15 protein-coding genes are annotated in these 16439 nt (G+C 44.3%); 9 read left to right on the forward strand and 6 right to left on the reverse strand.

What is annotated here, in order from left to right; all coding sequences use genetic code 11:
* Window positions 1-94: 94 nt before the first annotated feature.
* The 4 genes from T530_RS0109245 to T530_RS0109260 all read right to left on the reverse strand — a co-directional run bounded on the left by T530_RS0109245 (window position 95) and on the right by T530_RS0109260 (window position 5004).
* On the reverse strand, window positions 95-1021 hold the full coding sequence (locus tag T530_RS0109245) for an ABC transporter permease (protein ID WP_197018265.1): 927 nt from the start codon (window positions 1019-1021) through the stop codon (window positions 95-97).
* Window positions 1022-1031: 10 nt separating this feature from the next.
* Window positions 1032-2159 (reverse strand): ABC transporter permease, encoded by a 1128-nt coding sequence (locus tag T530_RS0109250; RefSeq protein ID WP_027728761.1) that lies wholly within the window; start codon window positions 2157-2159, stop codon window positions 1032-1034.
* A gap of 1 nt (window position 2160) precedes the next feature.
* The gene (locus tag T530_RS0109255) at window positions 2161-3708 is read right to left on the reverse strand and encodes an ABC transporter ATP-binding protein (RefSeq protein ID WP_027728762.1); all 1548 of its coding nucleotides are present in this window, start codon (window positions 3706-3708) and stop codon (window positions 2161-2163) included.
* A 186-nt stretch (window positions 3709-3894) separates the two neighbouring features.
* Entirely contained in the window at window positions 3895-5004 is a 1110-nt protein-coding gene (locus tag T530_RS0109260; RefSeq protein WP_027728763.1) for a BMP family protein, read from the reverse strand.
* Window positions 5005-5184: 180 nt separating this feature from the next.
* Here T530_RS0109260 and ribD point away from each other — a divergent pair, with 180 nt between their 5' ends.
* From ribD to rbr, 7 genes are all read left to right on the forward strand, one after another.
* Window positions 5185-6300, forward strand: coding sequence for a bifunctional diaminohydroxyphosphoribosylaminopyrimidine deaminase/5-amino-6-(5-phosphoribosylamino)uracil reductase RibD (gene ribD, locus T530_RS0109265; protein ID WP_027728764.1), 1116 nt, complete (start codon window positions 5185-5187; stop codon window positions 6298-6300).
* A 90-nt stretch (window positions 6301-6390) separates the two neighbouring features.
* Window positions 6391-7527: a hypothetical protein gene (locus T530_RS0109270; protein ID WP_027728765.1), complete on the forward strand. Its 1137-nt coding sequence runs from the start codon at window positions 6391-6393 to the stop codon at window positions 7525-7527.
* 61 nt (window positions 7528-7588) lie between these two features.
* Window positions 7589-8230: a riboflavin synthase gene (locus T530_RS0109275; protein ID WP_038074318.1), complete on the forward strand. Its 642-nt coding sequence runs from the start codon at window positions 7589-7591 to the stop codon at window positions 8228-8230.
* A 213-nt stretch (window positions 8231-8443) separates the two neighbouring features.
* The gene (locus tag T530_RS0109280; protein ID WP_027728767.1) at window positions 8444-9649 is read left to right on the forward strand and encodes a bifunctional 3,4-dihydroxy-2-butanone-4-phosphate synthase/GTP cyclohydrolase II; all 1206 of its coding nucleotides are present in this window, start codon (window positions 8444-8446) and stop codon (window positions 9647-9649) included.
* 80 nt (window positions 9650-9729) lie between these two features.
* Entirely contained in the window at window positions 9730-10194 is a 465-nt protein-coding gene (gene ribE, locus T530_RS0109285) for a 6,7-dimethyl-8-ribityllumazine synthase (RefSeq protein WP_038074321.1), read from the forward strand.
* Between the two features lie 170 nt (window positions 10195-10364).
* On the forward strand, window positions 10365-11768 hold the full coding sequence (locus T530_RS0109290) for a substrate-binding domain-containing protein (RefSeq protein ID WP_027728769.1): 1404 nt from the start codon (window positions 10365-10367) through the stop codon (window positions 11766-11768).
* A gap of 101 nt (window positions 11769-11869) precedes the next feature.
* Entirely contained in the window at window positions 11870-12430 is a 561-nt protein-coding gene (rbr, locus tag T530_RS0109295) for a rubrerythrin (RefSeq protein WP_027728770.1), read from the forward strand.
* Window positions 12431-12602: 172 nt separating this feature from the next.
* Here rbr and T530_RS0109300 read toward each other — a convergent pair whose 3' ends face one another.
* Window positions 12603-13883 (reverse strand): O-acetylhomoserine aminocarboxypropyltransferase/cysteine synthase family protein, encoded by a 1281-nt coding sequence (locus tag T530_RS0109300; RefSeq protein WP_027728771.1) that lies wholly within the window; start codon window positions 13881-13883, stop codon window positions 12603-12605.
* A gap of 344 nt (window positions 13884-14227) precedes the next feature.
* Here T530_RS0109300 and T530_RS0109305 point away from each other — a divergent pair, with 344 nt between their 5' ends.
* Together T530_RS0109305 and T530_RS0109310 are read left to right on the forward strand one after the other, a co-directional pair.
* Window positions 14228-14776, forward strand: a complete 549-nt coding sequence (locus T530_RS0109305) for a hypothetical protein (protein ID WP_027728772.1) — start codon at window positions 14228-14230, stop codon at window positions 14774-14776.
* A 54-nt stretch (window positions 14777-14830) separates the two neighbouring features.
* On the forward strand, window positions 14831-15586 hold the full coding sequence (locus tag T530_RS0109310; RefSeq protein WP_371180456.1) for an OmpP1/FadL family transporter: 756 nt from the start codon (window positions 14831-14833) through the stop codon (window positions 15584-15586).
* Window positions 15587-15752: 166 nt separating this feature from the next.
* Here T530_RS0109310 and T530_RS0109315 read toward each other — a convergent pair whose 3' ends face one another.
* Complete coding sequence (locus T530_RS0109315) at window positions 15753-16409, reverse strand: lactate utilization protein (protein ID WP_027728774.1); 657 nt, start codon at window positions 16407-16409, stop codon at window positions 15753-15755.
* Window positions 16410-16439 lie beyond the last annotated feature (30 nt).

The following is a 16439-nucleotide window of genomic DNA, read 5'->3' on the forward strand; positions in this document are numbered from 1 at the left end:
AGCGAGTACCCTTATTGCGTGCGGCCGTAAGGCATTCTTCCAACTTGCGGAGGCATCGAGCCGCACTACCTAGTTTTACTACGTAAAACTAGCCCTAGCGTGTACCCTTATCATATGGGATGCCTTCTGCCTTAGGTGCGCGTGAGTTCTGTGATGTAAAGGCAAGTACAACAAGTGAAATGATGTATGGCAGCATTTTGTAAACGTCGCCAGGTACAAGGTGGATTAAGAAGTCAAAAGCTGAGTAAGTGTCGGCTACAGCGCGGAAGGCACCAAAAAGCAGGGCACTTGCGGCAATCTTCAGAGGATTCCACTGACCAAAAATCATAACGGCAAGGGCAAGGAAGCCTGCGCCTGCAACACCGTACATAAAGTCCCACTGACTGTTTGCGGCAGAAATATAGATAATTCCTCCAACGCCGCCGCACAAGCCGGAAATCAAAACTCCGGAATAGCGCATTTTGAAAACGTTGATACCAACGCTGGCTGCTGCCTGAGGATGTTCACCACAAGCCATAAGACGAAGTCCAAAGCGGGTTTTGAAGAGAACTACATAGCCAACTGCAATCAAAATCAAAGTCAAAATCATGTAGATGTTGAAATCACCAAGAAGGAAAACCTTACGGTTTTGAATGTAATCAAGAATTGCAGAAGGATTCTGTCCTGCCGAGCGCGCATTATTAAAACTCTTTACAATTACAACCGAAGCCGCAGTTGCCAGCATATTCATGGCAGTTCCTACAAGAGTCTGGTCAGCCTTAAAGTTGATGGCGGCCACCGCAAGGAAAAGCGAATAAATCATGCCGAAAACAATGCTGGTCAAAATCGTCAGAAAAATAATGCAGATTGCTGGAGTTCCGGCAGGCAGGGAATACAAAACAAAGGCACCGCCAAGCGCACCCATAACCATAGTTCCTTCAAGACCCAGGTTGATGACACCACTGCGTTCGCTAAACATTCCGCCGAAGGCTACGAAAATCAAAACTGATGCGTAAATTAAAGTATATTGAATAAGTAACATAATCTTCCCCTTATCTTAGCTTTTTAGTCTCGGCTGTTTTTTTATCAAGAAGTTTTGCAATAAATGTTTTGAGAAGGAACATGAATGCGCAGCAGTAGATTATAATAGAAGAAATCAAATCAGCAATCTGAGGGTTGAAGTATTTAGTATCGATAAAGCTTCCGCCCTGAGTAATGTGCTGAATAAAGAAGCCTGCAAAAATTACACCGATTGGATTGAGGGCGCCAAGGAAGGCAACCGCAATTCCGTTAAAGCCCATACCGGGAACTACAGAGCTTGTCTTCCATGGCTGGATGTCTGTGAGGTAGTAAAGTGCAGCTCCAAGGCCTGCAATTGCGCCCGAAATAATCATTGTAAGGATGATGTTCTGCTTGTCTTTCATACCTGCATATTTTGCGGCGTGTTTGTTCAGACCGGTTGCACGAAGCTCGTAGCCCAGAACTGTTTTTGTAAGAACAATGTAAATTACTACGGCAACAATAATTGTAATCGGGATAGCGATAGAAACATATTCATTGTCGTGGAAGAATTTTCCAAGACCGCAGGTTGGCAAAAGTGAATGAGGTGAAGTTGCGGCAATAGAGAAGGTTTCAGATTTACCAACGTTCATAACCTTTTCATTCTGCATAAGGATGTTTACAAGATAAAGTCCAATCCAGTTCAGCATGATTCCGGCGATAACTTCGTTTACGTTGCATAGGGCTTTTAGAAGACCTGCAAGTGCCGCCCACGCTGCCGCAGCCAGAACTGCAAAAAGAATGCAGACAAGCCAAGGTAAGTGCCAGTAAAGTGCCGACCACAAGGTAATACCGATTCCGATACAGTACTGACCAGCGATTCCGATATTGAAAAGACCTGATTTATAAGCAAAGAGAACGCCGATTCCACACAAAATGAGAGGAACGGCCTTTACTAAAGTCTGGCCTAGGTAATACCAGCGTTTTCCAACGTTGCGGTAATACATAAAGTTTTTAAGAATTACGCTGATTGCTTTTGGTGCGTGTTCAGCGTTGATAATCAAAAGGATGATAAATCCGACTAATATTCCCAGAACGGCGCACAAAATTGCCGAAAGAATTGAATGAAATGAGCCGGAATCTAAAATTGCCTTGAATTTATTTGATTTTGAATCTGCCATTTTATGCCTCCACCTTGTTCTGACGTTTTGCACCGGCCATATAAAGACCAAGCTCCTCAGGTGTAGTTTCCTTAGGATTGAGCTCTCCGACAATTTCGCCCTCGTACATTACAAGAATGCGGTCGCTCAGGTTCAAAACTTCTTCCAGTTCATAAGAAACCAGGAGAACAGCCTTTCCTGCGTCGCGGTCAGCAATAATTGCTTTATGAAGGAATTCGATTGCGCCGACATCAAGACCACGGGTTGGCTGAACGGCAATCAAAAGCTTGTGGTCGTGCGAAAGTTCGCGGGCGATAACTGCTTTCTGCTGGTTACCACCACTCATTGCGCGGGCCGGAGTTTTACAGCCCTGACCGCTTCGAACATCGTATTTATCGATTAATTCCTGAGAGTAAGTAGTAACTTCCTTTGTCTTAATAAACTGATGCTTCTGGAATTCAGGCTCCCAGTAACGCTGCAGCACCATATTCTGTTCAAGAGTGTAATCGAGCACGAGTCCATGCTTATGACGGTCTTCCGGAACATGGCTCATGCCGGCCTTTGATTTTTCACGGATTGATTTCTTTGAAACGTCAACGTCATCAAGAAGGATTTTTGTTTCAGGGTTATGAACGAAATTTTCAAGACCAGTGATTCCCTGAATGAATTCCGACTGACCGTTTCCGTCGATTCCCGCAATGCAGACAATTTCGCCTGCGTGAACCTTAAGGCTTACGTCATTTACGGCAAGTTTTTTGTGAAGCTTGCTTGCAACGCTCAAATGCTGAATATCAAGGATAGTTTTTCCAGGCTTGCTTGGAGCCTTATCAACAGTGAACTGAACGTCGCGGCCAACCATCATGCGGCTGAGCTCTTCCTTATTTGTTTTGGAAATTTCAACAGTTCCGATGTAGCGTCCCTTACACAAAACAGAACAGCGGTCAGAAACTTCCATGATTTCGTTGAGCTTGTGAGTGATAAAGAGGATTGATTTTCCTTCTGCCGCAAGATTTTTCATAATCTGCATAAGCTCTTTGATTTCCTGAGGAGTAAGAACGGCTGTAGGCTCATCAAAAATCAGGATTTCGTTATCGCGGTAGAGCATTTTCAAAATCTCTACGCGCTGCTGCATTCCAACTGTAATGTCTTCGATTTTTGCGTCCGGGTCAACGGCAAGACCATAGCGCTGGCTAAGGTTGATGATTTTTTCGCGGACTGATTTGCGGTCGATAAGACCATATTTACAGGTTTCGCTGCCCAAAATGATGTTATCAAGAACTGTAAAAACTTCTACGAGCTTAAAGTGCTGGTGCACCATTCCGATTCCAAGAGAAGTAGCATCATTTGGATTTCGGATATCAACTTTTTCTCCATTCTTACGGATTTCGCCTTCTTCCGGCTGGTAAAGACCGAACAAAACGCTCATAAGAGTTGATTTTCCGGCACCGTTCTCGCCAAGAAGGGCATGGATTTCACCTTTTTTTAACTGCAGGGTGATATTGTCGTTTGCAATAATTCCAGGGAAACGCTTGGTTATGTTAAGCATTTCTATAATATAATTTTCGTTCATAAATTACATTATAAACGAAAACAATAGAAAAATCATTTAAAATAAAAAAAAGGTGAATCCCAAATGGAATTCACCTTACTAATTGTCAGCCCCGGCTCGCTAGTCTCGCCGGGAAGCATTTTCTCGTAAATCCTAAACTGGCCCGCTGTCGCAGCCCAGTTTTTAACGGATTTGCTATTATCGCTATTACTTAATATTCTGGTAGTAATTAACCTTAACAGAAGTAGCTGGAGCCTTGTCGATAGCGTTAGAAACTGGAGTTTTCTTTGCATAAACATCGCTTACGAGCTTTTTGTAGTCGTTCTGAGTGAATTTCTTCATTGACCATGTGTCGAGTGGAAGACCTACAAAGTTTACGTTCAAGTTAGTTCCAGAAACCAATCCGAGTGAAGAAACTTTTCCAGAGTAGTCAGCCCATTTACCTTCTTTGATAGCGTTGAGAACAGCTTCTACAGTAGCTCCCAAACCTTTCATAGCAGATGTTACACACATACCAGCACCGTAGTTGTTGATCAAAGCTGTCTGGTCTGTATCAACACCAATTACTTTTCCGCCAACTTTTGCAGCAGCTTCACAAGCAGATGTCCAGATACCGCCACCACAAGCGAATACAACTTCTACACCGCGGTTCTTGTACCAACCGTCCATTGTAGCTGTGATTGTCTGGTCACCGTAGAACTGACCACCGTAAACGTATTCAACAGTTACTTTGTCAGCGATTTTGAGTTCTTCAGCAGCCTTGTTAGCACCCTGAACGAAACCATAACCGAAGCGAACTACAGCTGGAACAGCCATACCACCCAAGAAACCAAGGTGACGATAGCCTTCTTTTACAGCAGCGTAACCTGCGAAGAAACCAGGAAGTTCCTCAGCATAAACTGCACAGAAAACGTTAGAAGGAACAGCAGCTCCTCCAAGGTCGCCTTCACCAATATCCAAACCGATGAATTTAGCATCATCATAGTCTTTTGCTACTTTTACGATAGCTTCACCAAAAAGGAATCCAGGAAGAACGATTACATTGTATCCGTCCTGATAAGCAGCGTCGATTGAAGCAACGCGGTCAGCTGTAGAGTCACCAGCTGGCTTGTAGTACTGGAAGTCCAATCCGTTAGCATCTGCATAGTCTTTACATGCCTGATAAGTTGTCTGATTGAATGACTGGTCTGTGATGTCTCCCGAGTCAGTTACCATTGCGATGCGAACGCTTGATTTAGCCTTCTTTGCTTTTTTTGCAGCAAAAGTTGATGAGCAAACCATTGCAACCATAAGAGCTGCAAGAATAATCTTTTTCATTTTTTACATTTCCTCCAAATGAAATTTATATAATTATAAAGCATTAGAGCTTTACTATCAATTGATTTTTGGGCGAGGAGACTTTCTGGACAGTAATGAAAATTGTAAAGTTTGTAGGAAATACTCCGTGACCGCAAGCCATAATTGATAAACATTCAAATATTTTGCTAATATTCCTTTATGGCAGAAAAGGAAAACTACATGCGCAGGGCGATTGAGCTTGCCCGAAACGGCCAGGGCTGGACTAATCCTAACCCGCTGGTGGGTGCTGTTATTGTAAAAGACGGCAATGTGATTGGCGAAGGCTGGCACCATAAGTACGGGGAACTTCACGCAGAACGCGAGGCTCTTAAAAATTGCCGGGAACGTGGAAATGATGCTGCCGGTGCAGATATTTACGTTACACTAGAACCCTGCTGCCATTTTGGAAAACAGCCGCCATGTAGTCAGGCTCTTGTAGAAGCCGGCATTAAGCGTGTTTTTGTCGGAAGCCGCGATCCCAATCCCCTTGTACACGGAAAGGGAAACGCTTTTTTACGCGAAAATGGCATAGAAGTTATAGAAGATTTTCTCCGACAGGAATGTGACGCTTTAAATCCTATTTTCTTCCATTACATTACAACTGGGCGTCCTTACATTGCCCTTAAATATGCAATGACCGCTGATGGCAAAATTGCAACAAAGACCGGCGCTTCAAAGTGGATAACTGGGGAAAAGTCCCGCGCCTATGTTCACGAGCTTCGTAACCGCTATGCCGCAATTTTGTGCGGAATTGGTACTGTGCTTGCTGACAACCCAATGCTGAATTGCAGAATGGAAGGCGGCCACAATCCCCTTCGAGTAATTTGTGACTCAAACTTACGAATTCCGCTGGACTGTCAGATTGTAAAAAGTGCGAATGAAATCCCGACTATTGTTGCCTGCGAGGAAGGGGTAGCGTCAGGGCAAGAGGCCGCTGAGAAAATCTCTGCACTAAAAACCGCCGGAGTAGAGGTACTGGAATTTTCTGCCAGCCCGGAAGGTGGCATTGACTTAGAGGCCCTTGTCCGCACCCTGGGCGAACGTAAAATCGACAGCCTATTAATAGAAGGCGGCTCTGAAATTAATTATTCCGCGCTGAAATGGGGCCTCGTAAACCGCCTGTACACTTTTATCGCGCCCAAGCTTTTCGGTGGAAGAGCGGCCAAAACCCCTGTCGCTGGTGCCGGCATTGAAGGCGTGGAGGAGGCCTTTACTTTCAGGCTGTCTAAAATCCGCCAGTTCGACGACGACATTTTGCTGGAATACGAAAAATAATTTTCCAATATTTTGCGATAAATTTTTTGACAAAAACAAATCCGCCACTTACTCTGTATATAACAAATTATATAAAGTTTGGGATTTTTTATGAAAATTCGACATTTTTTTGCTTTAGGATTTTGTTTTTTCTCACTAGCTCTTTCGGGGCAGCTTTATGCTCAGGAAATGGGCGAGGTAGACGAGGCTGTAATAGAAGAGGAAAGTGAAAGTCAACCTGGTCAGGCTGTTTCAGAAGCGCCTCAGAAAAAGCCTAATTTTTTTGTTCGTACAGCAAATTTCTTCATGCATCTTCCTTTTGGCTATGATTTAGGCTGTGAACCGACCCTGCACGGAAGCCTTACATATTTCAATCTAAAATACCGCTGGTCTGATGAAAAACAGATTTTTTCTAGACTGCTCTTTAATTATGGAACTACACTGGATATAGATCATAAATCCTATAAGAATATTCCTTCTTCCTATGTTTCTAAGTTCGAAAAGGAAGACAAGGCTATTGATTTTAAGCTTATTCCCTGGGGAAAGCAGGTTAATGTTGGAATGGAAAAAAAATCCTATTTTACAATTGAACCAGGTATGAATTTCCGAATGGAATTTGAAAATGGGGATGTGACACTGAAAAAAGAGGGAAGAGGTTCTGCTTATCCTGATGAGGATATTCTTTTTCTTTTTGAAATGTCGGAAAGTGAAAAAAGATATATAATCCGGCCTTATTATTCAACATCATTTAATGTGCCTGTCAGTAAAATATTTTCGGTTACTGTAGATGCTCTTTATGCTCCTTTATATTTTTACTGGTTCAATACTGATGTTAGCATAGATGTTAATTATTACAAGCGTCTTGAGTCTTCTACTGTAATCCCGCCTGCCAATGTTTCTATCAGAGATACAGTCAACGGAAAAGGATTTGCGGAAAACTATTTTGATACAAATCTTGTTTTCAGTCTTTTTAATGCTTTTGCAGTCTCTGGACGATTTATGTATGAAAGAAAACATATTGACGAATATGAGCTGACCAATGAATTAAAATTCCAGACTGCTACCTCCAATAAGTATGACAAATTAAGCCTTAAGTTTGGCGGTTCTCTGATTAATATTGGTAAGGCTGATATGCGAATTAAGACTGGAGTTTTCTACCAATGGGATTGGTCTTACAATCACAATGCTGACTCCTGGGAAAAAGAAGGCAAGTGGATTTTTGGTGTAGGAATGCGCAATCTTTATTAAGTTTTATATAAAACTATATTGATTAAATTAGTTTTATATCGTACTATTTCCCCGTAAGAATATGTCATTCACGGGAATAATTGAAACTGTGGGCGTCGTAGCAAAATGCGATGCCTCCTCTTTTTTTATTAAAGCAGATAAAATTTTAGACGGAACTCATATCGGCGATTCTATTGCTGTGAACGGAGTCTGCCTTACGGTTACAAGGCTGACCCAGGGCGGATTTTATGCTGACGTAATGCCTGAAACCTTTTCCCGCTCAAATCTTGGAGAGCTGACTGCGGGAAGTCATGTAAATCTTGAACGCGCTATGGCAGCTGACGGACGTTTTGGCGGTCATATTGTGAGCGGTCACATCGACGGAAGGGGAAAAATAACAAAAATTCAAAATGACGGAAATGCAGTCCGCTTCTGGATTGCGGCTGATGAAAAAATCCTGCAGTTGATTGTAGAAAAAGGCTCGATAACGATAGACGGAATCAGCCTGACTGTGGTTAGCGTCAGCGATTCGGACTTTAGCATCAGCATTATTCCCCACACGCTTGGGGAAACTACGCTGGGCGAAAAGCGTGCAGGAGACAGCGTGAATCTGGAGAACGACATAATCGCCAAGTACGTGGAGCGGCTGCTGGGGGGAAGTGCAGCGCAAAGACTCCAGAGCGAGCGCGAAGAAAAATTATTAACATGGCTAGGAGAAGGGTAAGAGGCGGTAGAAATACTCTACGTAAAGCTGGCGCGAGGGAGCGGAGCGTGGGGCAAAAACACTTATTGTGTGGCTGCCGCGTGAGCGGCAGGTCTGATAGTTACTTTACCACACAATACGTGTAGCGCGATATCGCGCGGTTTTGAACCACGCTACGCGACCGGGAGCCAACTTTTAGATGAAATTATTTATACTGCTTTTACCCATGTATATATGGAAAATAACTTTAATACAATTGAAGAAGCCCTGGCGGATTTGCGGGCAGGAAAAATCATTCTTGTAACTGACGACGAAGACCGGGAAAACGAAGGTGATATGATTTGCGCCGCTGAATTTGCCACCACAGAAAACGTGAATATGATGGCAAGTTATGCAAAGGGCCTTATCTGCATGCCGATGAGCGCTGAGCGCGCAGAAAAACTTGGTCTTTCCCCGATGGTAGCGCTGAACACCGATAATCACGGAACCGCCTTTGCGGTAAGCGTAGACCATGTTTCTACAACGACGGGAATCAGTGCTGTGGAACGCGGAATTACTGCCCGCGCCTGCGTAGACGAAGCTTCCCGCGCCGAAGACTTCCGCCGCCCCGGCCACATGTTCCCCCTTATCGCGCGGAAAGGTGGCGTTCTTGTTCGTAACGGGCACACCGAAGCAACCGTAGACCTTTGCCGCTTAGCAGGCCTTAAAGAATGCGGACTTTGCTGCGAAGTTATGGCGGAAGACGGCACTATGATGCGCCAGGACGGCCTTTTTGAACTTGCCAAGCGCTTTGGAATGAAAATCATCACGATTGCAGCCCTGCAGGACTTCCTTCGTGTGAATGAAAAGCACGTTGTACGCGAGGCAAAGGCAAAGCTGCCGACTGAGTTCGGTGATTTTGATATTTACGGCTATGTAAACGATTTGACCGGCGAGCACCACGTTGCCCTTGTAAAAGGCGAAATCGGAGACGGTGAGGGCGTTCTCTGCCGTGTCCATTCTGAATGTTTGACCGGCGACGTTTTTGGTTCCCAGCGCTGCGACTGCGGTCCTCAGCTGAAGGCTGCAATGAAGCGGGTAAACGACGAAGGCAGGGGAGTTATTCTTTACATGCGTCAGGAAGGACGCGGAATCGGGCTGATAAACAAGCTTAAGGCCTACACCTTGCAGGAGCAGGGCTACGACACAGTTGAAGCAAACGTAAAGCTGGGCTTTAAGCCGGATTTGCGTGAATACTGGATTGGCGCTCAGATTTTGCGTGATTTGGGCTGCAAATCGCTGAGACTTTTGACAAACAATCCGCAGAAGATTTACGGTCTGGACGGCTTTGGACTTAAGGTTGAACGCCGTGAAGCTATTGAAATCACACCGCAGAAGTATGATTTGTTCTACATGATTACCAAGCGGGATAAGATGGGTCACATTTTGCAAATGTTGTAATGAAATTTTACAACTTCCGAATAACCCGTACATTTGCTTAACTTGCGCGCATTAGCACGCAAGTTGTAGGAGGATTTAATATGCATTTATTAGAAGGAAAGCTGGTTGCACCGGCAGGCATGAAGGTAGGAATCGTTGCGTCGCGATTTAACGAAATTATTGTGAACAAGCTGCTGGGGGGCGCGGTGGACGGACTTGTACGCCACGGTGTTAATGAAAACAACATTACAGCGGCATGGGTTCCGGGCGCATTCGAAATCCCTCTTGCGGCTGACAAAATGGCTGCCAGCGGAAAATACGACGCTGTAATTGCAGTAGGGGCTGTTATCCGCGGTTCTACAAGTCATTATGATTATGTCTGTGCTGAAGTTTCTAAGGGCGTAGCCCAGGCCAGCGTTAAAAACGGAGTGCCGGTAATGTTTGGTGTAATTACAACTGATAACATCGAGCAGGCAATCGAGCGTGCAGGCAGCAAAGCCGGCAACAAAGGCGCTGAATGTGCTGCCGGCGCTATCGAAATGGTTAATTTGCTTAGGAGTTTTTAACTAAGATTTTAAAATGCCGCCTGGCGGGAGAAATGAGGCGTGCCGTCAGGCAGTGCGAAGCTGCTTTGCTGCGAAGCACCGCGCGTAGCAAGCGCCGAATTGCGACTGGGTGACAGAACCCGCCCCAATAAAAAATTTGACAAATCCTCATTCCGTGCGAAAATTTAAGAATGAAGAAAAAACTTGCGGTGCTAAGCTGCGGCTGGTCGTATGATTTTTTGACAGATTTTATCAGCGGAATTAAGCGGGCTGTGGACGAAAAGGACACGGACGTTTACGTTTTTAACTGCTACAACTACGTCGAATTTAACGGCTACATCAACAATTCGGGATTTTCGATTTATAATCTGATAAATTATGAGGATTACGATGGGGTTATTATCCTTTCCGACCTTATTCAGAATGCCCGCGTGCTGGAAAAGGAGAGGCAGAAAATCCTGGCGGCGGGGAAGCCTGCAATTTCGATTAATCTTGCTATGAAGGATATCAGCTGCCTTAAGGTTGATAACTACACCGGCGCCTATGAGCTGATGACTCATCTGATAAAAGACCACGGGCTGACAGATTTTGCCTGGATTGGCGGAAAGGAAACTTCTATTGATATTGCGGAGCGCTACAAGGCTTACAGGACGGCGCTCAATGATAATAATATTCCTATTAATGTAGAAAATATCCACACAATTCCGACCAGCAGCTATAACGATGCCTATGAATATCTCATGACTGCGATGAAGGCTGGGGCGACTAAACCTCAGGCGGTTGTCTGCGCAAACGATTATATCGCGCTTGCGGTAATGAAGATTTGTGAAGAACGCGGTGTGAAGGTGCCTGACCAGATTAAGGTGATTGGCTATGGTGATACTGCATGGGGAAAGACAGTTGTACCTTCAATTACGACGGTACGAAGTAACGCCGAGCAGGTTGGTTTTGAGGCGGCGAACCGGGTGCTGAATCCGACCGGCGAAACTCAGATGCTTAAGATTAAAAGTTCAGCCTTGTACAGGGCTTCCTGCGGCTGCGAAGGCAAGTCTGCTCCTGGCGGAAAATCTTACGCGCTGGAAATTGTCGATAATTTGAACCAGAAGGAAAAGTTCAATACTCAGATTGAAATGCTGAACGACACTTTTTCTGAGGCTACCGACGTATTTTCCCTGCTTACAAATCTGGAAGGACTTTTTCAGAAGTCGCATCTTTTTGAAGGGTCGGATTTCTGTATCTTTTTGAAAGCGGACTGGTCCAGCGTTTTGATTAACACTGAAGAAAAACTGCCGCAAAATCTTTCCTATGGAACTCAGGTTCAGGCTATTGCTTCAATTCAGAATGACAAAAAATATCCGCGCGAGATTTTGAATGTGCGGGATCTTGTGCCGTCAAAAATGATAACCGAAGGCAGCAGCATTTTCCTTTTCATGCCGATTTACAACCACTCTTACGTACACGGCTACTATGTCTGCAAAAACTGCCTGAACTTTTTAAACAGTAACTTCGGCTATGTATGGACTAAAACCTTCGGAAATTCAATCGAACGCTTCCGAAAGAGAAATATGTTCAAGCAGATGAGCATGCGGAAATAGGCTGCTAAAAATTTTGCTTTCCTAAATTCCCGTGCTATAATTGATTTTAACATATTAATAGTGCGGGCTTTGAGCGGCTCGCTGACACAGGAGAAACAACTATGGGAAAGTACACTGGCACACAGACTGAAAAAAATCTTTTGGCGGCTTTTGCGGGAGAATCGCAGGCTCGTAACAAATACACTTATTTTGCTCAGGTTGCGGAAAAAGAAGGCAACGACAAGATTGCAAAAGTTTTTGAAAAAACTGCCCTCAACGAGGAAAATCACGCTAAAATTTGGCTGAAGGAACTTGCTGGAATTAACGACACAACTACAAACTTGAAAAATGCGGCTGACGGCGAAAACTATGAATGGACTGACATGTATGTTGGCTTTGCAGAAACTGCTGAAAAGGAAGGTTTCCCTGAGCTGGCTGCAAAATTCCGCGCTGTTGCTGAAATTGAAAAACGCCACGAAGAGCGCTATCGTTCACTTTTGAAGGACGAAGATACAAAAGAGCAGATTAAGAACGGAAAAATTAAGGTTTGGGAGTGCCTGGTTTGCGGTCACATCGTAACTGGCCCTGTTGCTCCTGAATTCTGTCCTACTTGTGGTGAAAAGAATCCGTACTTTGAAGTGCGCGAAGATAACTACGACTTAATCCTCACTTGGGGTCGATAAAAGAATCAACCTAAATGTGGCTCCCAGTCGTGTAGCGTATGCCAAAATCGCGCGATATCGCGCTACACGCTGATTGTTGCAAAGGAACTATTGAATTGACCGCTCACGCGGTCACAACAATCAGAGTGTTTTTGTCACACGCTACACTCCTTCGCGCCACTTTCAGCTTTATCTAGATAGCCGCAAGTGCGTTTTTGATGTCGGCAATCAAATCGTTTTTGTCTTCCAATCCACAGCTCATTCTTACAAGGCCTGCAGGAATTCCTGCGGCGGCAAGCTGCTCGTCGGTCATCTGGCGGTGAGTTGAAGTTGCAGGATTCAGACAGCAGGTGCGGGCATCTGCAACGTGAGTTTCGATTGCGGCAAGCTTAAGGTTCTTCATGAACTTTTCTGCTGCTGCGCGGCCGCCTTTCAATTCAAAGCTTACTACACCACAGCCGCCGTTTGGCAGATATTTCTGTGCAAGTTTGTAATATTTGTTGCTTGGAAGTCCCGGGTAGCTTACGCTTGCAACCTGAGGCTGTTTTTCCAGGAATTCAGCAACTGCCTGTCCGTTTTCTACGTGGCGAGGCATGCGAACGTGAAGTGATTCAAGTCCAAGGTTCAAAATGAATGCCGACTGAGGCGACTGAATACATCCCAAATCGCGCATAAGTTGAGCTGTTGCTTTTGTGATGAAGGCGCCCGCCTGACCGAAGCGCTCAGCATAAGTAATTCCGTGGTAGCTGTCATCCGGAGTACAAAGGCCAGGGAATTTGTCTGCATGTGCCATCCAGTTGAATTTTCCGCTGTCTACTACAACGCCGCCGACTGCTGCTCCGTGTCCGTCCATGTATTTTGTAGTTGAGTGAGTAACGATGTCAGCACCCCATTCAATCGGGCGGCAGTTTACAGGTGTAGGGAAAGTGTTGTCCACGATAAGAGGAACTCCGTGTTCGTGAGCAACCTTGGCAAATTTTTCAATATCCAGAACTGTCAAAGCAGGGTTAGCGATTGTTTCGCCAAAAACGGCGCGGGTATTGCGCTGGAAAGCCTTGTTCAATTCTTCTTCGCTTGCATCTGGAGAAACAAAAGTTGAATCAATTCCCATTTTTTTGAGGGTTACGGCTATCAAATTGAAGGTTCCGCCGTAAATTGAAGAGGATGCTACGATATGGCTTCCTGCTTCGCAGATGTTGAAAAGGGCAAAAAAGTTTGCAGCCTGACCGCTTGAAGTAAGCATAGCCGCAGAGCCCCCTTCCAAAGCTGCAATCTTAGCCGCAACATAATCATTTGTCGGGTTCTGAAGCCGTGAATAAAAATAACCGCTGGCCTCAAGGTCAAAAAGTTTTCCCATGTCCTCGCTGGTGTCGTACTTAAAAGTTGTAGATTGAATGATAGGAATCTGGCGTGGCTCGCCGTTTTTAGGTGTATAACCTGCCTGAACGCATTTTGTGTTGATAGACTGTTCCATAAATTGCCTCGAAAAGTGATTTTTTAATTATATTAAAGAGAATTAAGTATTTTCACAATACTATAGAAAGACTTTGAAGATTAGAAAATGCGCAGCGTGGGTTCGCGCTTTGCTAAGCTTTTTTCGCGATAAGGGAAATACAACGCGTAAATAAGCCTACAGAGCAAGCGTAGCTTGCGGCGAGCGAAAAGCTGGTGAAGCAAAGCACGGTTCCACGCGAAAGCATTTTCGCACTTACAAATACTTGACTTTATTATGACACTTTTGATACCATTTGTCATAATGACATAAAGACAATTAATGTCATAATAACAATCTATTTATATCTGATTAAAGGGAAAACTATGAAAAAATCAATTGCTTTATTATTTGCCGGTGCACTTGTTACCGGATTCGCTTTTGCAGGTGGAATTGAAAACAAAACAAACATGAGCACAGGTTATCTTCGTAACCCAAGCCGCAACGTAGAAGCAGAACGCCCTGAATCTTCCTTCTATAACATTGCCGGTACAGGCTTTATGGAAAAAGGTCTTCACATTGAAGCTGGAAACCAGTTCATTTTTAAGGAGTACTCAAATACTATTGCAACAAATGTAAAAGATCCTTCTTCAGGTGCCGTTCTTGTTAAAGATGGAACAAAATCAAATGATGAAACAATCGTTTGGTTCTACCCGAATATCGACATCGTTTATAAATGGAATAATTTCGCTTTCTTCGGAAACTTCGGAATTTATGCCGGTGGTGGTAAGCTTGAATATTCAGAAGGAACAAGCGTAACTGCACTGGCATTCTTGGGAAAAGCTGGCGAGGCAAAAACTGCTGCTGCTACAGCCTATGCTAAAAATGATATGGCTAATTATGCAAAATATGGAACACAGGCACAGAACCTTTAAAAAGCTGCATTAAACCACTCCCTCACAATTTCTTCAATCACTTATGGTGAGCAGATTGGTCTTGCTTACAATCTCTTCGACCTTATTTCACTTTCTGCCGCAGTTCGCTTTTTGCAGGGTGACCAGAAACTTACCCTTGAAAGCCCATATTTCAATGCTATTTCTGGTGAAGGAAACGAAGTAAGCTGTAAGTCATTCGCCTTTGGTGTAAGTCCTGTATTCGGTGCTCACGTTCGTCTTTTTGAAAAACTTGATTTGGCTGCTCAGCTTCAGGTAATTACAAAAATGAAGTACGAAGTAAACAGCGTAACAGGAAAGAAAATTGCCGCTCAGATTGGTGATAACGGAATTACAGAAGATACAACTTTCCACTCAGATATTCCGACTGTATTGAACCTTGGCCTAGGTTACCGCGTAATCGAGCCTCTTTATTTGAGTACAAGCTTCAACTACTACTTCAATAAATCAGCTGACTGTGATTCTGTAATCGGAACAAACTCTTATGATGATTCATTCGAAATCGCTCTTGGCGCAGACTACAAAATCAACGATTTCGTTCTTGTAAGTGGTGGATTTGCTTACGGTAAACAGGGAACAACAAGCTCTGCAAACAATGTATTCAACCCGATTCTGGACAGCTTCCAGATTGGTTTTGGTGCAGAAATCAAGCCAATTAAAATCCTTACAATTACTGCCGGTGGAACCTGGGTTAAGTATTTTGATACAACTTATACAAAATCAGGATATGACATCGACTTAAGCAAGAAATTGTTCATGTTCTCGGTAGGAGCAAGTCTTAAGTTGTTTTAATCAACTTTAAAATTGGCTCCCGGTCACAAAGCATGGTTCAAAACCGCGCAATAATGCGCTACACGCTGATTGTTGCAAAGAAACTATAGAATTGACCGCTCACGCGGTCACAACACTCAGAGTGTTTTTGCTCCACGCTACGTTCCCTCGCGCCAGTTTTTTCTTCCTAGTATCCTAACTCTTCCCCAACTAAAATCACTTTGATGCGGCCCGGTACGCGGCTCATTCTGGTTACTACGAACTGGCAGCAGATTGAGTCGCCGAAGCACTCGCCGCATTTGCCTGTTACGGCGCAAGGGGTCTTGCAGTCAAGGCGGATGCAGTTAGGCGGTGTAGCAATGTTACGTACGCGGCGGATACCATCTTCCACATTTGTAACAACCTTATTCATTCCTGCAATTACGATTACACTTTCAGGGCCGTAAATCAAAAAGCTTACACGGTTTCCGCGACCGTCAATATTTATAAGTTCGCCGTCCAGAGTAATGGCGTTTGTGCTCATCAAAAAGGCGTCGGCATTTACAGTTTTTGCCTTGAGCTCTTTTATTTCTTCTGCTGTTTTGTAATCTTCGCGGACAATCAGTTCGTGACCGGCTGCTTTTACAGCGTCCTTAAATCCGTTTTCGTCCAGAGTCATCGAGCCGCCGTAAGCAACTGATTTCTTTTCTGACTGGCCTTCCTCTGTGTGTGCCAGAAGTTCGCAAAGCTTCTTTTTTGCTTCCTCGACATTTGCGCAGTAAAAACCTTCCATCTTGCGTTTGCTGAGATTTTTGATAATCCCGGCAGCCTGAACCTCATAAAACTTTTCTTTTGGACTTGCCATAAAATGCCCCTATAAAAACTAAAAATATGC

Origin of the sequence: Treponema sp. C6A8 (genome assembly GCF_000619925.1) — a bacterium.
Lineage (GTDB): Bacteria > Spirochaetota > Spirochaetia > Treponematales > Treponemataceae > Treponema_D.